General features: G+C 66.8%; 15 protein-coding genes. 8 read left to right on the top strand and 7 right to left on the bottom strand.

Going from position 1 to position 14,401, the window contains the following annotated elements:
• Positions 1-39: 39 nt before the first annotated feature.
• From OMW55_RS05625 to OMW55_RS05615, 3 genes are read right to left on the bottom strand one after another with little or no spacing between them, the layout of a single operon-like run.
• On the bottom strand, positions 40-588 hold the full coding sequence (locus OMW55_RS05625) for a Smr/MutS family protein (RefSeq protein ID WP_264881472.1): 549 nt from the start codon (positions 586-588) through the stop codon (positions 40-42).
• Positions 569-1,783, bottom strand: coding sequence for a murein transglycosylase A (gene mltA, locus OMW55_RS05620; protein ID WP_264881470.1), 1,215 nt, complete (start codon positions 1,781-1,783; stop codon positions 569-571). The genes OMW55_RS05625 and mltA overlap by 20 nt, the downstream gene beginning before the upstream one ends.
• Positions 1,780-2,433: a Tim44/TimA family putative adaptor protein gene (locus OMW55_RS05615; protein WP_264881469.1), complete on the bottom strand. Its 654-nt coding sequence runs from the start codon at positions 2,431-2,433 to the stop codon at positions 1,780-1,782. Before OMW55_RS05615 ends, mltA begins: the two co-directional genes overlap by 4 nt.
• Before the next feature lie 197 nt (positions 2,434-2,630).
• Between OMW55_RS05615 and secB the strand changes: the two genes are divergently transcribed.
• From secB to OMW55_RS05595, 4 genes are all read left to right on the top strand, one after another.
• Positions 2,631-3,152, top strand: coding sequence for a protein-export chaperone SecB (gene secB, locus OMW55_RS05610; protein ID WP_264881467.1), 522 nt, complete (start codon positions 2,631-2,633; stop codon positions 3,150-3,152).
• A gap of 46 nt (positions 3,153-3,198) precedes the next feature.
• The gene (murJ, locus tag OMW55_RS05605) at positions 3,199-4,758 is read left to right on the top strand and encodes a murein biosynthesis integral membrane protein MurJ (RefSeq protein WP_264881465.1); all 1,560 of its coding nucleotides are present in this window, start codon (positions 3,199-3,201) and stop codon (positions 4,756-4,758) included.
• A complete protein-coding gene (gene trpS / locus OMW55_RS05600) occupies positions 4,748-5,764 on the top strand; it encodes a tryptophan--tRNA ligase (protein ID WP_264881463.1) in 1,017 nt (338 codons plus the stop codon). The genes murJ and trpS overlap by 11 nt, the downstream gene beginning before the upstream one ends.
• A gap of 102 nt (positions 5,765-5,866) precedes the next feature.
• Positions 5,867-6,559, top strand: coding sequence for a DUF4136 domain-containing protein (locus OMW55_RS05595; RefSeq protein WP_264881461.1), 693 nt, complete (start codon positions 5,867-5,869; stop codon positions 6,557-6,559).
• 56 nt (positions 6,560-6,615) lie between these two features.
• On the opposite strand, the gene OMW55_RS05590 is transcribed toward OMW55_RS05595, so the two are convergent.
• Complete coding sequence (locus OMW55_RS05590; protein WP_264882014.1) at positions 6,616-7,638, bottom strand: SDR family NAD(P)-dependent oxidoreductase; 1,023 nt, start codon at positions 7,636-7,638, stop codon at positions 6,616-6,618.
• A gap of 140 nt (positions 7,639-7,778) precedes the next feature.
• On the opposite strand from OMW55_RS05590, the gene OMW55_RS05585 reads away from it, so the two are divergent.
• A complete protein-coding gene (locus tag OMW55_RS05585; protein ID WP_264881459.1) occupies positions 7,779-8,465 on the top strand; it encodes a DUF2490 domain-containing protein in 687 nt (228 codons plus the stop codon).
• A 22-nt stretch (positions 8,466-8,487) separates the two neighbouring features.
• Here OMW55_RS05585 and dnaA read toward each other — a convergent pair whose 3' ends face one another.
• The 3 genes from dnaA to mutM all read right to left on the bottom strand — a co-directional run bounded on the left by dnaA (position 8,488) and on the right by mutM (position 11,442).
• A complete protein-coding gene (gene dnaA / locus OMW55_RS05580; RefSeq protein ID WP_264881457.1) occupies positions 8,488-9,897 on the bottom strand; it encodes a chromosomal replication initiator protein DnaA in 1,410 nt (469 codons plus the stop codon).
• 369 nt (positions 9,898-10,266) lie between these two features.
• Entirely contained in the window at positions 10,267-10,530 is a 264-nt protein-coding gene (gene rpsT / locus OMW55_RS05575; protein WP_264881455.1) for a 30S ribosomal protein S20, read from the bottom strand.
• Between the two features lie 105 nt (positions 10,531-10,635).
• A complete protein-coding gene (mutM, locus tag OMW55_RS05570) occupies positions 10,636-11,442 on the bottom strand; it encodes a bifunctional DNA-formamidopyrimidine glycosylase/DNA-(apurinic or apyrimidinic site) lyase (protein ID WP_264881453.1) in 807 nt (268 codons plus the stop codon).
• A gap of 46 nt (positions 11,443-11,488) precedes the next feature.
• Between mutM and OMW55_RS05565 the strand changes: the two genes are divergently transcribed.
• The 3 genes from OMW55_RS05565 to OMW55_RS05555 all read left to right on the top strand — a co-directional run bounded on the left by OMW55_RS05565 (position 11,489) and on the right by OMW55_RS05555 (position 14,398).
• Complete coding sequence (locus tag OMW55_RS05565) at positions 11,489-12,220, top strand: class I SAM-dependent methyltransferase (RefSeq protein WP_264881452.1); 732 nt, start codon at positions 11,489-11,491, stop codon at positions 12,218-12,220.
• On the top strand, positions 12,217-13,752 hold the full coding sequence (gene ubiB / locus OMW55_RS05560) for a 2-polyprenylphenol 6-hydroxylase (RefSeq protein WP_264881451.1): 1,536 nt from the start codon (positions 12,217-12,219) through the stop codon (positions 13,750-13,752). Before OMW55_RS05565 ends, ubiB begins: the two co-directional genes overlap by 4 nt.
• A gap of 61 nt (positions 13,753-13,813) precedes the next feature.
• A complete protein-coding gene (locus tag OMW55_RS05555) occupies positions 13,814-14,398 on the top strand; it encodes a hypothetical protein (RefSeq protein WP_264881450.1) in 585 nt (194 codons plus the stop codon).
• The last annotated feature ends 3 nt before the right edge of the window (positions 14,399-14,401 follow it).

Below are 14,401 nucleotides of genomic sequence, written 5' to 3'. Positions count from 1 at the left end.
AGCGTTAAGAAAAAGTGAGGCTTGCCACGGATTTTCCCGTCAGCGGCGCAGGATCAGGTACAGGCTCCCGCCGCCGCCATGGCGCTTGTGAGCGCTGCGGACGGCGGCGATCCGGTCGGCATGCCGGGACACGGCCAGCCAGTCGTGCACCGCCGCGCGGATCTTGCCGCGCTGCACCGGCGGCTCGCCAGGCCGGTGGTGGCCGGTGACCAGGAGCAGCACGCGATCCCCGGCCGCGACCGCTTGTTCCAGCGCCCGGTCGAGCGCTTCCCAGGCCCGTTCCAGGCTGTGGCCGTGGAGGTCGAGCGTGCGGTCAACCGCGATGGTGCCACTGCGCAGGCGGCGATCCCAGTGGCTGTCGAGGCTCCCGTGAATGGTCGGACGCGGCTTGGCCAGGCTTGGCGCTGATCGCCCGGGCGGCACCCTGCCCTTCGGTGCACTGGGCACGAGAACAATGGGCTGCGCCTTGTCCGGGAGAGGTTCGGGGTGGGCGGAAACCGGGTGCGGCAGCGGATTACGGCTGAGCGGGCGAATGGTTGCGGTCACCCGCGCCCACAGCATCTCCTCGTCAGGGTTGAGCTTGCGCATTCGCCGCCAGCGTCGCGGCAGCCTGGGCAGCCCGCGCCCGCTCGACCGTACCCCTGGGCAGCAACAGCAGCGCGTCACCCTTTGCCGCCATGCCGCCCGCCGTCACCTGGGCGTAATCGCCGGCGCCCCAGAACGTATCAAAGCGGTTGGCGCCCTTGATCGCGCCTCCGGTGTCCTGCGCCACCCAAAGGCCGTCTGCTTCCGGCCGGTCGACGTCCAGCCACACGGGCGCCCCAAGCGGCGTGAAGGCAGGGTCGGCAGCGACGGTCGTCCGTGGTGTCACCGCGACATTGAGCGCGCCGAGCGGCCCCGGTCCGGTCAGCTCCTTGAAGAAGATGTAGCTGGGATTCTCGCGCATCAACGAGCGGCCGCCATCGGGCTGAGCCCGCATCCAGGCCTTGATCGATTCCATGTTGGCTCCGCCCGGCGGGAGCACGCCACGTTCGCGCAGTAGCTTGCCGATGGCGATGTAGTCGCGGCCGTTCTGCCCGTCGTAGCCGAGTCGCATGACGCTGCCGTCCGGCAGCTTCAGCCGGCCCGAGCCCTGAATCTCGACGAAGAACAGGTCGATTGGGTCAGCCGCATAGGCCAGCTCGAGACCCTTGTTCGCCAGCGCCCCGTCCTCGATGTCGGCGCGAGTGTAGTAGAGGACGCAAGTGCCGGTCTCGTCGATGCGCCCACGCCCGGTCTGGCCATCTGCACGAGTGCAGCGCACGAGGTCCGATGGGGTGCGATGGATCGGCACGGCAAAGCCCGGCGCCGGTGTGCGGCTGCCGAGGATCTCGGGCTCATAATAACCGGTGGCAAAGGCTGCGTCGGTTCCGACCCGCGCCCATTCGAAGCGGGTCTCGAAGAAATTCTTGGCGCTGCCTGGCTGCACCGCCGCGGCCTCGGCGCACAGCGGCTGCCAGTCGGTGCCGCGGGTCAGCCCGGATGGGTCCGTGCGCCGCATCAGCGCCGGGCAGCTCAGGCGGAAGGCAGGCAGCGCCCGCTCCGCCTGCTCGACGGTCAGCGTGCGGGGCGACGCCAGCGTGACACCCGCCGCCAGCGCATTGGCCGGCTTGGGCGATACCGGCTTGGGCACCACAGCGGGCGGCGTAGGGCCAGTGATCGGCGGAGCAGCTGGTCGGGTGGCACAGGCGGCGCTCAGCAGCGCGGCGCTCGTCACCGCCAGCAATCGGTACGAGTGGCTCACTCTTCTTCGTCGGTCTCGATAAGGATCCAGTTCGGATCACGGCTGGCGAGGTCGCGGCGGAAGGTCCACTTGTCGCGCGTCTGCACCGCATCGCTCAGAGAGCCGGCGACGACTTCCCCGGCAGCGTCGCGGGTAACGGCCGCGATATCGGCCTCGAAGCGGACAGTAACGGTGGCTACCGACCGGTCCAAGGCAGCGGCTGCGATCACGGAATGCTCGATGGCCACCAACCGGTTGTCCAGCCGGTGACCGGCCGTGTTCCGCTCCTCCACCGCCGTGGCAAAGGTGGCGTATACCTCCGGGTCGATGAACCCGCGCACATCGTCAAGCTCGCCGCGCCAGAACGCCTCCAGGATCATCCGGTAGGCGGATTGCGCTCCCTCAAGGAAGCGGGCCACGTCGAAGCTGCTGTCGGCGGACAGGATGGCCCGCACCCCCGGGCCGGCAGTCGGCAGATAAGCGTCGCCGCTAGGCTCGGCCGGGTTCGCTGCAATCAGCGGGGACGGCTGCGGACGCGGCGCCACCGTCGCGTCCTGCTCTGCCGGCTTGAGGGTCAGTTGCTGCTCATGCCCGGTGCGCTCGCCCAATACGCTATAGAGGCGCAGGCCGATGAACAGGGCCACAAGGGCAAGGATGATGATCGAAACCAAGGTCAATCCAGTCCAGGAAGTCTAACGCACAACATAGGCCTTGCGTCGCATCGGTCCAACCCCCGCCTTTTGGCGGATGTGCGCTTTCGCCGCGCGGTTGCGCCCTTCCGGCCCGACTGCTAGTCGCGCATTCCAGTCGGACCAGTGCTGCGCCGCTGTCCCACGCACCTCAATGCACGCGAAGGTTTCAACGATCCATGGCCGAGCAGGACTCCTTTTCCCCGACCAACGGCGACGCCAACCCGCAGGACGGCGGCGACCAGCCGCAGGTCGCCGCACTGGCGCAGTACATTAAGGACCTGTCGGTCGAGAATCCGTCCAGCCCGCAGGTTTTCCAGTGGAATGAACAGCCGCAGCTCGACGTGCAGTTCAACATCAACGTAAGCAAAGTCGGCGATGACCTGCACGAGGTGGTGCTGAAAATCGATGCCTCGGCGCGCAGTCAGAGCGGCGTGCATTTCGTCATTGACCTCAGCTACGGCGGCCTGTTCGCGCTGCGCAACGTGCCGGAAGAGGCCCTTGGGCCGTTCCTGCTCGTCGAGGCGCCGCGGCTGCTGTTCCCGTTCGCGCGGCAGATCATTGCCGGCGCGACCCAGGACCTCGGCTTTCCGCCGCTGATGCTCGACCCCATCGACTTTGCCGCCATCTTCATGGCGCAGATGGAGCAACAGCAGGGTGCCGGCGGCGCGCTGCCGCAGGGCGAACCTACCGTCCAGTAAGCGTATTCGGCCAATAAGCGGCCTTCGGGGGGGTCACCGCAGAGTCATGAACCTGCTCAAGTCCACCGGCACGATCGGGGGGCTCACCATGGTGAGCCGCATTCTCGGCTTTGGTCGGGAGATGCTAACCTCCCGCATCCTGGGCGCCAGCAATGCTACGGACGCGTTCGTGGTGGCGTTCCGCTTGCCCAACACCTTTCGCCGCCTGTTCGGCGAAGGGGCGTTCTCGGCCGGGTTCGTGCCCTTGTTCTCGCAGCGGCTGCACGGCGAAGGCGGCGCGGAGGATGCGCGGCGCTTCTCCGAAGAGGTGCTGGCGGTGTTCCTGCCGACGCTCATCATCTTCACCCTGGTGTTCCAGCTAATCATGCCGGCGTTCGTTGCCGCGCTGTCCGGCTACTCGGGCGAGAAGCTGGCGCTGACCACCTTCCTGACACGCATCACCTTCCCTTACCTGTTGCTGATCAGCCTGGTTTCGCTGTTCTCCGGCATCCTCAACAGCTTGACCCGCTTCACCGCCGCGGCCTTCGCGCCGGCGCTGCTGAACTTGGCAATGATGCTGGCGCTGATCGTCGTTCCCACCGGCGGCGAGGCGAGCGCAACGGCTCTCTCGATTGCGGTGACGGCCGGCGGGGTCATCCAGCTCGCCCTCCTGCTGGTCGCCACCAAGCGCGCGGGCATCTCGCTCAAGCTGCGGCGGCCGCGCATCACGCCGGGCGTGCGCCAGTTCGTGCGGGTGGTCGTGCCTGCCACGTTGGGCGCCGGCGTCTACCAGATCAGCGCGTTCATCGATACCTTCTTCCTGACCCGGCTCGGCACCGGTGCACCGAGCTACTTCAATTTCGCGGACCGCCTGAACCAGTTGCCCCTTGGCGTGATCGGCGCCGCACTTGGCACCGCCATCCTGCCGCAGATCAGCCGCCACGTCGGGCGCGGTGAGCCCGACAAGGCCGCGACCATCCAGGCCCAGGCGGCCGAGCTCGCCATGCTGCTCTGCCTGCCCGCGGCGCTGGCACTGTGTGCCACCGCTGGGCCGCTGGTCGGCGCACTGTTCCAGGGTGGCCGGTTCAGCGCGGCCGACACTGCGGTCACCGCGCAGGTGCTGGCGATCATCGTGCTTGGGCTGCCGGCTTATGTGCTGGTCAAGGTACTCACCCCTGGGTTCTATTCGCGCCAGGACACCAAGACCCCGGTCAAGATCGCCGCCCTTGTATTGGTCGTGAATGTCGTCCTGAACTTCCTGCTGATCCCCTGGTTCGGCATCGCCGGCTTGTCGGCGGTGGTGGCGATTACCAGCTGGCTCAACTGCATCATCCTGTACACGATCCTGCATCGCCGGGGGCACTTCCGCATCCCGGGCTGGTTGGCCAGCCGGGTCGCGCGGCAGCTGGTCGCCGGCGCTGCCATGGTCGCCGCCCTGTATGGCGTTCGCATGCTGCTCGGCGGCTGGTTCACGGGCGGCCTTGGCCACCGCTTGGTTGGTCTCGCCGCCCTGATCGGCGCGGGCCTGGCGGTCTATTTTCCGCTGGTGTGGGTCCTCGGCGGCGTCGACCGGGACGCATTCAAGGCCTTGCTGCGCCGCCGAAAGCCGGTCGAAGATGCCGGCTGAGCCTGTGCCCGTCACGCGGGTCATTTCCGGTATTCAGCCGACCGGCAACCTGCATCTCGGCAACCTGTTGGGCGCCATCCTGCGCTGGGTGACGATGCAGGACGAGGCGCCGTGCCTGTTCTTTCTGGCCGACCTCCATTCCCTGTCCGAGCATGTCGACCCGGGCACCCGCCGCGCCAACGTGCGCGAGATGGCGGCCGCGCTGATCGCGAGCGGTATCGACCCGGCCAAGTCCGTTCTGTTTGCGCAGAGCGCCGTCCCCGCCCATGCCGAGCTATGCTGGCTGCTGAACGGCACCGCGCGCATGGGCTGGCTGAGCCGCATGACGCAGTGGAAGGACAAATCGGGCAAGAACAAGGAAGGCGCGTCCGTCGCCTTGTTCGACTACCCCGTGCTGCAGGCCGCCGACATCCTGCTCTACCGCGCCAGTCACGTGCCAGTGGGCGAGGACCAGAAACAGCATATCGAGCTGACCCGCGACATCGCGATCAAGTTCAACACCGATTACGACACCGACCTGTTCGTCCCGCCCGAGCCATTCATTGGTGCCGGCACGGCCGCCCGGGTGATGTCTCTTCGCGATGGCTCGGCCAAGATGAGCAAGTCCGATCCGTCCGACATGAGCCGGGTCAACCTGATCGACGACGACGACACGATCGCCGCCAAGATCCGCAAGGCTCGGACCGATCCCGATCCGCTGCCGGATGACCCTGCCCTGCTCGCCGGACGGCCCGAGGCGCGTAACCTGGTCGGCATCATGGCCGGGGTGACCGGCCGGACCGAGGCTGACGTATGCCGCGACTTCGCCGGCCAGGGCTTCGGCTCCTTCAAGCCGGCGCTGGCCGACGCGCTGATCGCCCTGCTGGCCCCCATCCGCGGCCGGCTGGAGCAACTTCGGGCCGACCCGACCATGCTGGACCGCGAGCTCGCGGCCGGGGCGAAGCGGGCGGCCGAGATTGCCGCACCGACCCTTGACGCGGCGTACCGGGCGGTTGGGCTGCGGTAGCTCGCTTCGCCGCTGAACAATCTCGCTTCATCGACCGTTCAAGTGCGTGGGTGTTATAGCATTCACACTAAACGGGAATTCGTCCCAGACGAGGGTGCAAGCATGAAGATGTTCAAGAAGGTGACGGCGGCCGTCCTGCTCGGCGCGTCGGCACTTGCGGTGGGTGGCTGCGCCACCACGCTGCCGACCAAGGTTACCCGCTACCAGGCGATGCCGGTTCCGGCCGGCCAGACCTTCGCGGTCGTCCCCGGCATGGGCGCGGCCGCTCGCGGGGGTCTGGAGTTTCAGACCTTTGCCCAGCTCGCCGCGCAGCAGCTGAACGCCCGCGGCTATCGCCAGGTGGCCAGCCCGGCGCAAGCGCAGCTGATCGTGCAGCTTGGCTACGGCGTTGATCGCGGCCGTCAGGTCGTCCAGGAAGAGCCGTTCGTCGGGCGCGGCTACGGCTTCGGTGGCTACGACCCGTTCTGGGGCGTCTATACCGGCCGGCCATATTACAGCCGCTTTGGTTACGGGTTCGGCTACGGCCGGTTCGGCTCGCCCTTCTACTACGGCTGGGACGATCCGTTCTGGAATGGCGGCCTGCGTGTCTACACCGAGTATCGCAGCCAGCTGGAGATGGACATTCGGGACCGCGCGACCAATCAGGCGCTGTTCGACGGCCGGGCGCAGGCGCGCTCGACCACCGACGAGCTTGGCACGCTGGTGCCGAACCTGATCGAAGCCATGTTCACGGGCTTCCCGGGCCGCAGCGGCGAGACGGTGAAGATCAGCGTTCCGACGCGCCGCGCGCGCTAAGCTCGACACCGACCATCAGGCAGGCCCGTCCGGAGTGATCCGGGCGGGCCTTTCGTTTAGCGGGGCCGCCTTGCCTTGCGCGCCGCATCTTCCAGCCGCCGGCGCTCCCGAATGCCGCCATCCACGCCTCGCCCGTCCCGCATGGGCTGGTAGAGCGATCCAGTTGAGTTCGGCTGCGCCGCGCCCTTGCTCAGTTCCGAGCGGTGGATGTCGGCCGCGACCCGCTCCGTCAGGTCGGGCAGCAGGTTGTGGGCGGTGACCGACGCCTGCGCCTTCCACCCGACCGGCAGCTCCTCGCGCGGATGCAGCGACACCCACACCAGCGCGTCGACCACCTTGCGGGGATCGTCGAGCATGATCATCCGTGCCTTGTGACCGGTGTAGTTCGCGTTGTGGATGAAGAAGGGCGTGTCGGCCGCCCATGGCATCACCGTGGAGACCTTGATCGTCTGCGAATATCCGGCGTGGCGCAGTTCCTCGTTGAGTGCTCGGCCTAGGCTCAGCACCGCCGCCTTCGACGCGGCGTAGGTCGCATGGTAGGCGATCGGCACTTCGCTTTCGACCGAGCCCATGTTGACCAGGGTTCCGCCACCTTGCCGAACAAATTGGCGGAGCGCGGCTTGGCTGCCGTTTATGACGCCTTTCACGTTGACGTCGATCACCCGCGACTGGTCCTCGATCGGAATTTCCCAGAACCGTCCGACCGCCCCGGCGCCGGCAATGTTCATCCAAACGTCGACCCGGCCGAAGCGCGTCACCGCCGCTGCGGCGAGCCGGTTGACCTGCGCTGGATCGCTCACGTCCGTCGGCACCACCAGCGCGCGACCTCCGGCGGCCTCCACCTCGCGGGCTACCTCGGCCAGCAGCTCGGCCCGCCGCGCCGCCAGCACCACATTCGCCCGCAACGCGCCGAGCCGCACTGCTGTGCCCCGACCAAAGCCGCTGGAGGCGCCGACGATCACATAGGTCCGATTTTGGATCAGCGGCGCGTCACGGCGCGACAGCTGCGTTGCCGTGGCACAGGCGCCGAGCAGCAGGCCGGCAAGAAAGAGCGCGGCCCAGCGGCCAACCAGGTGCACCAGGGACAATGGGCCTCTCCTCGCCGGAGCCTGCGTCCACAAGCGGCGTCTGCTCCGGAAGTTCCTCCGCGCGCCTCACCGTCAAGGAACTAGCTGCATGGCGTCGCGATATTGTCACAATAGGGTTTGATGAGAGCGCCATGGCTCACCTGATCCGACGCTCCGCCCTTTCCGCCATCCTGCTCGGCGGTGTTGTCCTGCCCGGTGCCGCCCACGCGCGCGACGATAGCCAGATCTGGACTGGCGCCAGTGCCACGGTGAACCTGGGCGGCAAGTGGCGCTTGTCGCAGGAGCTGGTAGGCAGGTTCAGCGATAATCGCGACGGCCTCTACGAGATCGAGTCGAACACGCTGATCGGCTATAAGCTAACGCCCAAGGTCACGATCGCCGCCGGCTATACTCACGACCCGCAATATGCGTCCGGAGACTTCACGGTGCTCGAGCGACGCGCCCGCGAGCAGGTGAGCATCGATAATTTTGCGAAAGTTGGCCCGGGCAATCTGTTCGGCCGGATGCGGTTCGAGCAGCGATGGCATCGCGGGATAGACGGCACCGGCTGGCGGGTTCGCCCCTATCTTCGCTACGCCATGCCCCTGGTGGGCAAGACAAGCTTGGTTCTCAGCGATGAGCAGTTCGTCAATCTGAACACCCCGAGCTTTCAGGCGCAGAAGGGGTTCGAGCGCATGCGCAACCTCGCTGCCATCAACGCGCCCCTGTCGAAGAGCGTGAATGCCGAGGTCGGTTACCTCAACCAGTACTTCTTCATCCGCAACGGGCCGGACAACGTCGACCACGTCGCCTCGCTGATGCTCAACTTCAGCCTGTAGCGACAGCCCGCGGCAGGCCCGCTCAGCCTTCCAGCTGGCGGGTCAGCAGGCGGATGGCGGCGTCGATCTCCGGGTCCATCGCGCGCAGCTTCTCGATCTGGCGCACAGCGTGGATCACCGTGGTGTGATCGCGGCCGCCGAAGCGCCGGCCGATGTCGGGCAACGACTTGGGGGTCAACTGCTTGGAAAGGTACATGGCGACCTGACGCGGCCGGGCGACTTCGCGCGCTCGGCGAGCGCTGGTCATCTCGGCCTTGCGGATGCGGTAGTGCTCGGCGACCTGGGTCTGAATTTCGTCGATGCTGATGCGTCGCTGGTTGGCGCGCAGCACGTTCGCCAGCACCTCCTCGACGAAGGCAATGTCGATCGCCCGGCCGGTCATCATCGCGTAAGCGGCGATGCGGTTCAGTGCGCCCTCCAGCTCACGGATGGAGGCGGTTAGACGCTTAGCCAGGAATTGCACCACGTCGCCCGACATGGCGACGCCGGGGAGCGCCGCCAGCTTGGCCAGGATGATATTGTAGCGAAGTTCAAAATCGGCTTGGTTGATGTCCGCGACCAGGCCCCAGCTGAGGCGCGACAGAATGCGCGGCGCGATCCCGTCCAGGTCCTGCGGCGCGCGGTCCGAGGTGATCACCAGCCGCCGTCCGGCCGTGATGATCTCGTTCATCGTGTGGAAAAATTCTTCCTGCGTTGATTCCTTGCCAGCGATGAACTGGACGTCGTCGATCAGCAGCAGGTCGGCCGAACGCAGCCGTCCCTTGAAGCCGATGGTGTCGTTCTCGCGGATGGCGCGGACAAACTCGACCATGAACTTCTCGGCCGACATCGACACCACAAGGGCGTCGGGCCGAAGCTCCAGGAACCGCTGGCCGATGGCATGTAGCAGGTGAGTCTTGCCGCGTCCGGTGCCGCCGTGGACGAACAGCGGATTGAAGGTGACGGAATCCGCCTCCGCGAGCGTGCGCGCGGCAGTGGCGGCGACCTCGTTCGCTTTGCCGATGACAAAGGTCGAGAAGCTGTAGCGCGGGTCGAAGTTGGGGCGCGGGTGGACGGACGCGGCCACTGCGCGCTCGGCGGGAGTCGGCTCGTCGTCCAGGATCAGAAGCGGGCTCGGACGTGGCCCACCCTCGCACGCGACGATCCGGACTTCCCGCACGATCGGCAGCGTCGTCTTCCAGGCAAGCTGCAGCCGCTCGCCAAAATGGCTGCGGACCCAGTCGGCCATGAACTTGGATGGCATCACCAGCTCGAGCGCACCCGTATCCGGATCAAACTCGCCCAGCTCGGCCGGCTTCAGCCAGCCGTCAAAGGTCCGGACTCCGCAATCGCGCCGCAGCCCGCTCCGGATGGCCTCCCAGGCGGCGGTCAGCGGAGGAGCAAGCCCTTCGCCGCTATCCTCTGCCTCCTGTGACGACCAATCCTGCTGCACCGCTATCCGCCTCCTGCTGCCCCATCCGACGCGGGCACAGAGGAGCCGTTGCGCCGGACGCGAGTCGCGGCGCTAGCCTCTTGCCCTTGAGTGCATCCCCCCAGTGGAATCACTGCCGGAGGAGCGTTTTGAGGACCTCGGGGTCGGATGCCAAGCACCGTTTTTTCACAGCGTTGAAATAAACCGTCTTGACAGCGGTCTGCTCTCAGTAAGCCGCGTTAATGGCGAAAATCCGGACTTTATGGTGGTGGTTAACCGAGCAGTAACGTGCGAATCGCAGGAATCATTACGTTTTTCGTCCGAAACGAAAAACGGCCGCCGGACAGGGTCCGACGGCCGTTCCGTAACGGCACAAAATGAGAGCTGGTCTTAGCTCAGCGCGGATACGCGCTTGGTCAGGCGGGAAAACTTCCGCGCCGCCGTGTTCTTGTGGATGACGCCGCGAGCCACGCCGCGCGCGATCTCGGGCTGGGCCGCCTGCAGAGCCGACGTCGCCGCACCCTTGTCACCGGCCGTCAGCGCCATCTCGACCGCCTTGATGAAGGTCCGGATGCGGCTCACGCGGCTGTGATTGATGACTTCGCGCCGGGCATTGCGGCGGATGCGCTTCTTGGCTTGCGGCGTGTTCGCCATGTCGTCGTCAGGTCCCTCGATGTGCAAAAGAAAAGCGGCGCGAAGCCTGTCAGCTCGCACCGGCGTGCCGGCTCCCTATACGAGGGCCCGATTCGGGTCAACGCTCTACCGCTGGCAGGCCGGGCAGTACCAGGTGGACCGCCCACCCTGCGCAAAGCGCTTCACGGTGCCGCCGCAGGCGCAGGCCGCTCCTTCCCGGTCGTAGACGGAGAAGTTCTTCGAGAAATAGCCGAGCGCGCCATCGGGCTGCGCATAGTCGCGCAGCGTCGACCCACCCGCCTCAATCGCTTCAGCCAGCACTTGGTGGATAGCCGGCACCAGCCGCCGGAGCCGCTCCAGGCTGATCCGCCCGCCGGCCCGATTGGGGCTGATGCCAGCGCGGTACAGCGCCTCGCATACGTATATATTGCCGAGCCCTGCGACGATCCGCTGGTCCAGCAGCAACAGCTTGATGGCGGCGCTCCGCCCTTCCAGCCGCCGCTTGAGTTCTTCGGCCGTGATGTCGAACGGCTCCGGGCCCATCCCAGCAAACCCGCTCCATTCGGCCAGCTCGGCCGTGAGCACCAGGTCCACACTACCGAACCGCCGCGGGTCATTCAGCGCGAGGCGCCGTCCCTCCTCCGTCTCAATCAGCAGGTGGTCATGCTTGTCGAGTTCGGCTGGATCGATCCGCCAGCGCCCACTCATGCCAAGGTGGAAAACCAGAGTGTCACGGCGGTCGGTATGGATCAGGCCATATTTGGCGCGCCGTCCAAGGCCGGTCACCCGAGAGCCGGTCAGCCGCTGGCCAAGGTCGGGCGGCAGCGCCCGTCTAAGGTCAGGCCGGCGCGGCTCGACGCGCGTAAGCCGCCGGCCGTCCAGCACGGTGGCCAGACCGCGAACGGTCGTCTCGACTTCGGGAAGCTCGGGCACGCAAGGCCATATGGCGCGCCCGTCCGGTCCCGGCTAGAGCGCCGCCATGTCGGACACCGTGAACTTTGGCGACCAGCTGGTCAGCCCCGAGGAGAAGACCCGCCGCGTCGGTGCCGTCTTCTCCTCCGTCGCCCGCCGCTACGACCTGATGAATGACCTCATGTCGGCGGGTACCCACCGGCTGTGGAAGGATCGTTTCGTCGGCCGAGTTAAGCCACAGCGGGGCGAACACATCCTCGACATGGCCGGCGGCACCGGCGACATCGCCTTCCGGATGGCCAAGCGCGGCGCGCTGGTGACCGTGTCGGACATCAATGCCGACATGCTGGGCGTCGGCATGGAACGGGCCGAGCAGCGGGGCATCGAGGGCCTTAGCTGGTCGCAGCAGAATGCGGAAACGCTGACCTTCCCCGACCGGCAGTTCGATGCCTACACCATCGCGTTCGGCATCCGGAACGTCACGGACATACCCAAGGCTCTCCGCGAGGCACACCGGGTGCTCAAGTTTGGCGGGCGATTGTTCGTGCTGGAGTTCTCCACCAGCGAGTGGCCCGGGTTCGGCGACGCCTATGAGCTATGGGCCGACAAGATGATCCCGCGCATCGGCAAGGTCGTGGCCGACGACGAGGAAAGCTACCGCTACCTCGTGGAAAGCATTCGCCGCTTCCCCAAGCCGCAGCAGTTCCGCGCCATGATCGCCGACGCCGGTTTCCAGCGCGCTTCCGTGGAGACCCTGATGGGCGGTCTGGTGTGCATCTGGAGCGGGTGGAAGGTTTGACCACTTCCGCTACGCATCTCACCCGTCTGCTGCGCTGGGGTCGGACGCTTGCGCGGAATGGTGCGTTGCAGGGCATTGAGCGGGACCCGCTGACTCCGCCTGGCGTTCGCCGACTTCTACGCCTCGCCCGCTTCGGGCTGCGCCAGCCGGCCGAGCCCGATTACGCCCATGCCCTGCAGGAGATCGGCCCGGCCGCGATCAAACTGGGCCAGGCGCTCGCCACCCGGCCCGACCTGGTCGGGGAGCGCGCCGCGCACAACCTGCTGCGCCTCCAGGACTCGCTTCCGCCCGCGCCCTTTCCGCTGATCCGAGCCGCGGTCGAGCAGGCGTTGGAGAGGCCACTGGAAAGTCTCTACGCCGAGTTCGACGAGGTTCCAGTTGGCGCCGCCTCCATCGCCCAGGTGCATCGGGCGGTAACCACCGAAGGCCGGCAGGTCGCGGTCAAGGTGCTGCGGCCGGGCATCGAGGACGAGTTCGCCCGCGCGCTCGAGACCTATGAATGGGCCGCCGCGCACGTCGAGCGCCTGGGCGGCGAGGCCGCACGCCTCCGCCCGCAGAGCGTCATTGCCCAGTTCCGCCAGTGGACCAGGCGCGAGCTCGACTTCAACCGCGAGGCCGCCAGTGCCAGCGAACTCAAGCAGAACATGGTCGCCGAGCCAGGCTTCTATGTGCCCGAGATCGACTGGAGGCGCAGCGCCCGGCGGGTGATGACGCTGGAGTGGATCGAGGGGATCAAGCTGTCCAAGCGCGACGAGCTTATCGCCGCCGGTCACGACTTGCCCCAGCTGGCCCGCACCCTGGTCCGCGCCTTCTTGCGCCAAGCGGTGATTGACGGCTTCTTTCATGCCGACCTCCATCAGGGCAATCTGTTCGCCCTGCCGGACGGGCGCATCGCCGCCATCGACTTTGGCATCATGGGCCGGGTCGATCGCCGGGCTCGGCTGTGGCTGGCGGAGATCCTCTACGGCCTGATCACCGGCAACTACCAACGGGTGGCGGAAATCCACTTCGAGGCGCAGTACGTCCCGCCGCACCACAACATGGCCGAGTTCACCACGGCGCTGCGCGCCGTTGGCGAGCCGATCCGCGGTCTCGCAGTCAAGGACATCAGCGTCGGGCGAATGCTTGAAGGGCTGTTCAGCATCACCCGCGACTTTGATATGCCAACGCAGCCGCACCTCCTGCTGCTGCAGAAGACCATGGTCATGGAAGAAGGCGTCGCGACCTTCCTCGATCCCGAGATCAACATGTGGGAAACGGCCGAGCCCTTCCTGCGCGAGTGGATCCGAGGCGAACTCGGCCCGGAGGCCTACTACGCCGACCGGATCATCGATACGGTGCGGGCGCTCAAGAAGCTGCCCGAGCTGATCGACCGCATCGACCATTACTTTCCTGCGCCCGGCGCCGCACCGCCAGACCTGCCTACGGCCCAGGTCGAGGTCAAGGAACTGCCCAAACCGCAGGGCCGCGACCTGCTGATCGCCCTGATCGCAGCGGTTGCGGGTGCGGCCGCCGTCCTGCTGCTGCGCTGATTTGCGACTCACCGCTGTCATGCTACGCGGCTAGCCGCACCGACACACAGGGGAGTAACTCATGGCCGACCGCGTCACCATCACCCTCACCGACCTCCGTTGCGAGGCCCAGTCGGAACAGGGCGGCTGCGAGCCCTATCTGTTCACCAGCTTCTTCGCGATCGGCGGCGGCCAGGTCGATGTGCAGTCGCCGGCTCACCACGATATTCGCGGCGCCTTCGCCAACGACGTCGAGGCCGGCCAAACCCTGCCGGTCCCGCAGGAGATCGGCACTGCCAGCCTCACTGCCGGTGACAACGCCACGGTCGGCGTGGTCGCGCTGGTGATCGACGAGGACCTGTCCCGCGACGTCGCCGTCGGGCAGGCGCACCAGGCGTTTCATCAGGAGGTCGAGGCACAGCTCCGCCAGCTGTCCGGCAGCGGCTTCGACGAAGCGGTGATCGAGCAGCTGCGCGAGAACGTCATGTCCAAGATCCGCGGCGCCATCCACGGCACCTACGACTACAGCGACATTCATCGCGACCAGGACGACCATCTGGGCATCGGCGTCCACACCGTCGGCGCCTCGTCCGGCGGCGAGTTCGAGCTGCCGCTCGGCTTTGCGGATGATCGCTTCACCCTGAAGGGCCGGGTCTCCCCCGCGTAAGCC

This window comes from Sphingomonas arvum, from assembly GCF_026013565.1.
Classification (GTDB): Bacteria; Pseudomonadota; Alphaproteobacteria; order Sphingomonadales; family Sphingomonadaceae; genus Sphingomicrobium; species Sphingomicrobium arvum.
This window is presented reverse-complemented; position numbering and strand designations above follow the sequence as displayed.

Excerpts from the sequence above, each read along its gene's own strand:
- OMW55_RS05625 (WP_264881472.1), bottom strand. The coding sequence starts at position 588 with ATGCGCAAGCTCAACCCTGACGAGGAGATGCTGTGGGCGCGGGTGACC.
- secB (WP_264881467.1), top strand. The coding sequence starts at position 2,631 with ATGGCCGAGCAGGACTCCTTTTCCCCGACCAACGGCGACGCCAACCCG.
- murJ (WP_264881465.1), top strand. The coding sequence starts at position 3,199 with ATGAACCTGCTCAAGTCCACCGGCACGATCGGGGGGCTCACCATGGTG.
- trpS (WP_264881463.1), top strand. The coding sequence starts at position 4,748 with ATGCCGGCTGAGCCTGTGCCCGTCACGCGGGTCATTTCCGGTATTCAG.
- OMW55_RS05595 (WP_264881461.1), top strand. The coding sequence starts at position 5,867 with ATGAAGATGTTCAAGAAGGTGACGGCGGCCGTCCTGCTCGGCGCGTCG.
- OMW55_RS05585 (WP_264881459.1), top strand. The coding sequence starts at position 7,779 with ATGGCTCACCTGATCCGACGCTCCGCCCTTTCCGCCATCCTGCTCGGC.
- rpsT (WP_264881455.1), bottom strand. The coding sequence starts at position 10,530 with ATGGCGAACACGCCGCAAGCCAAGAAGCGCATCCGCCGCAATGCCCGG.
- OMW55_RS05565 (WP_264881452.1), top strand. The coding sequence starts at position 11,489 with ATGTCGGACACCGTGAACTTTGGCGACCAGCTGGTCAGCCCCGAGGAG.
- OMW55_RS05555 (WP_264881450.1), top strand. The coding sequence starts at position 13,814 with ATGGCCGACCGCGTCACCATCACCCTCACCGACCTCCGTTGCGAGGCC.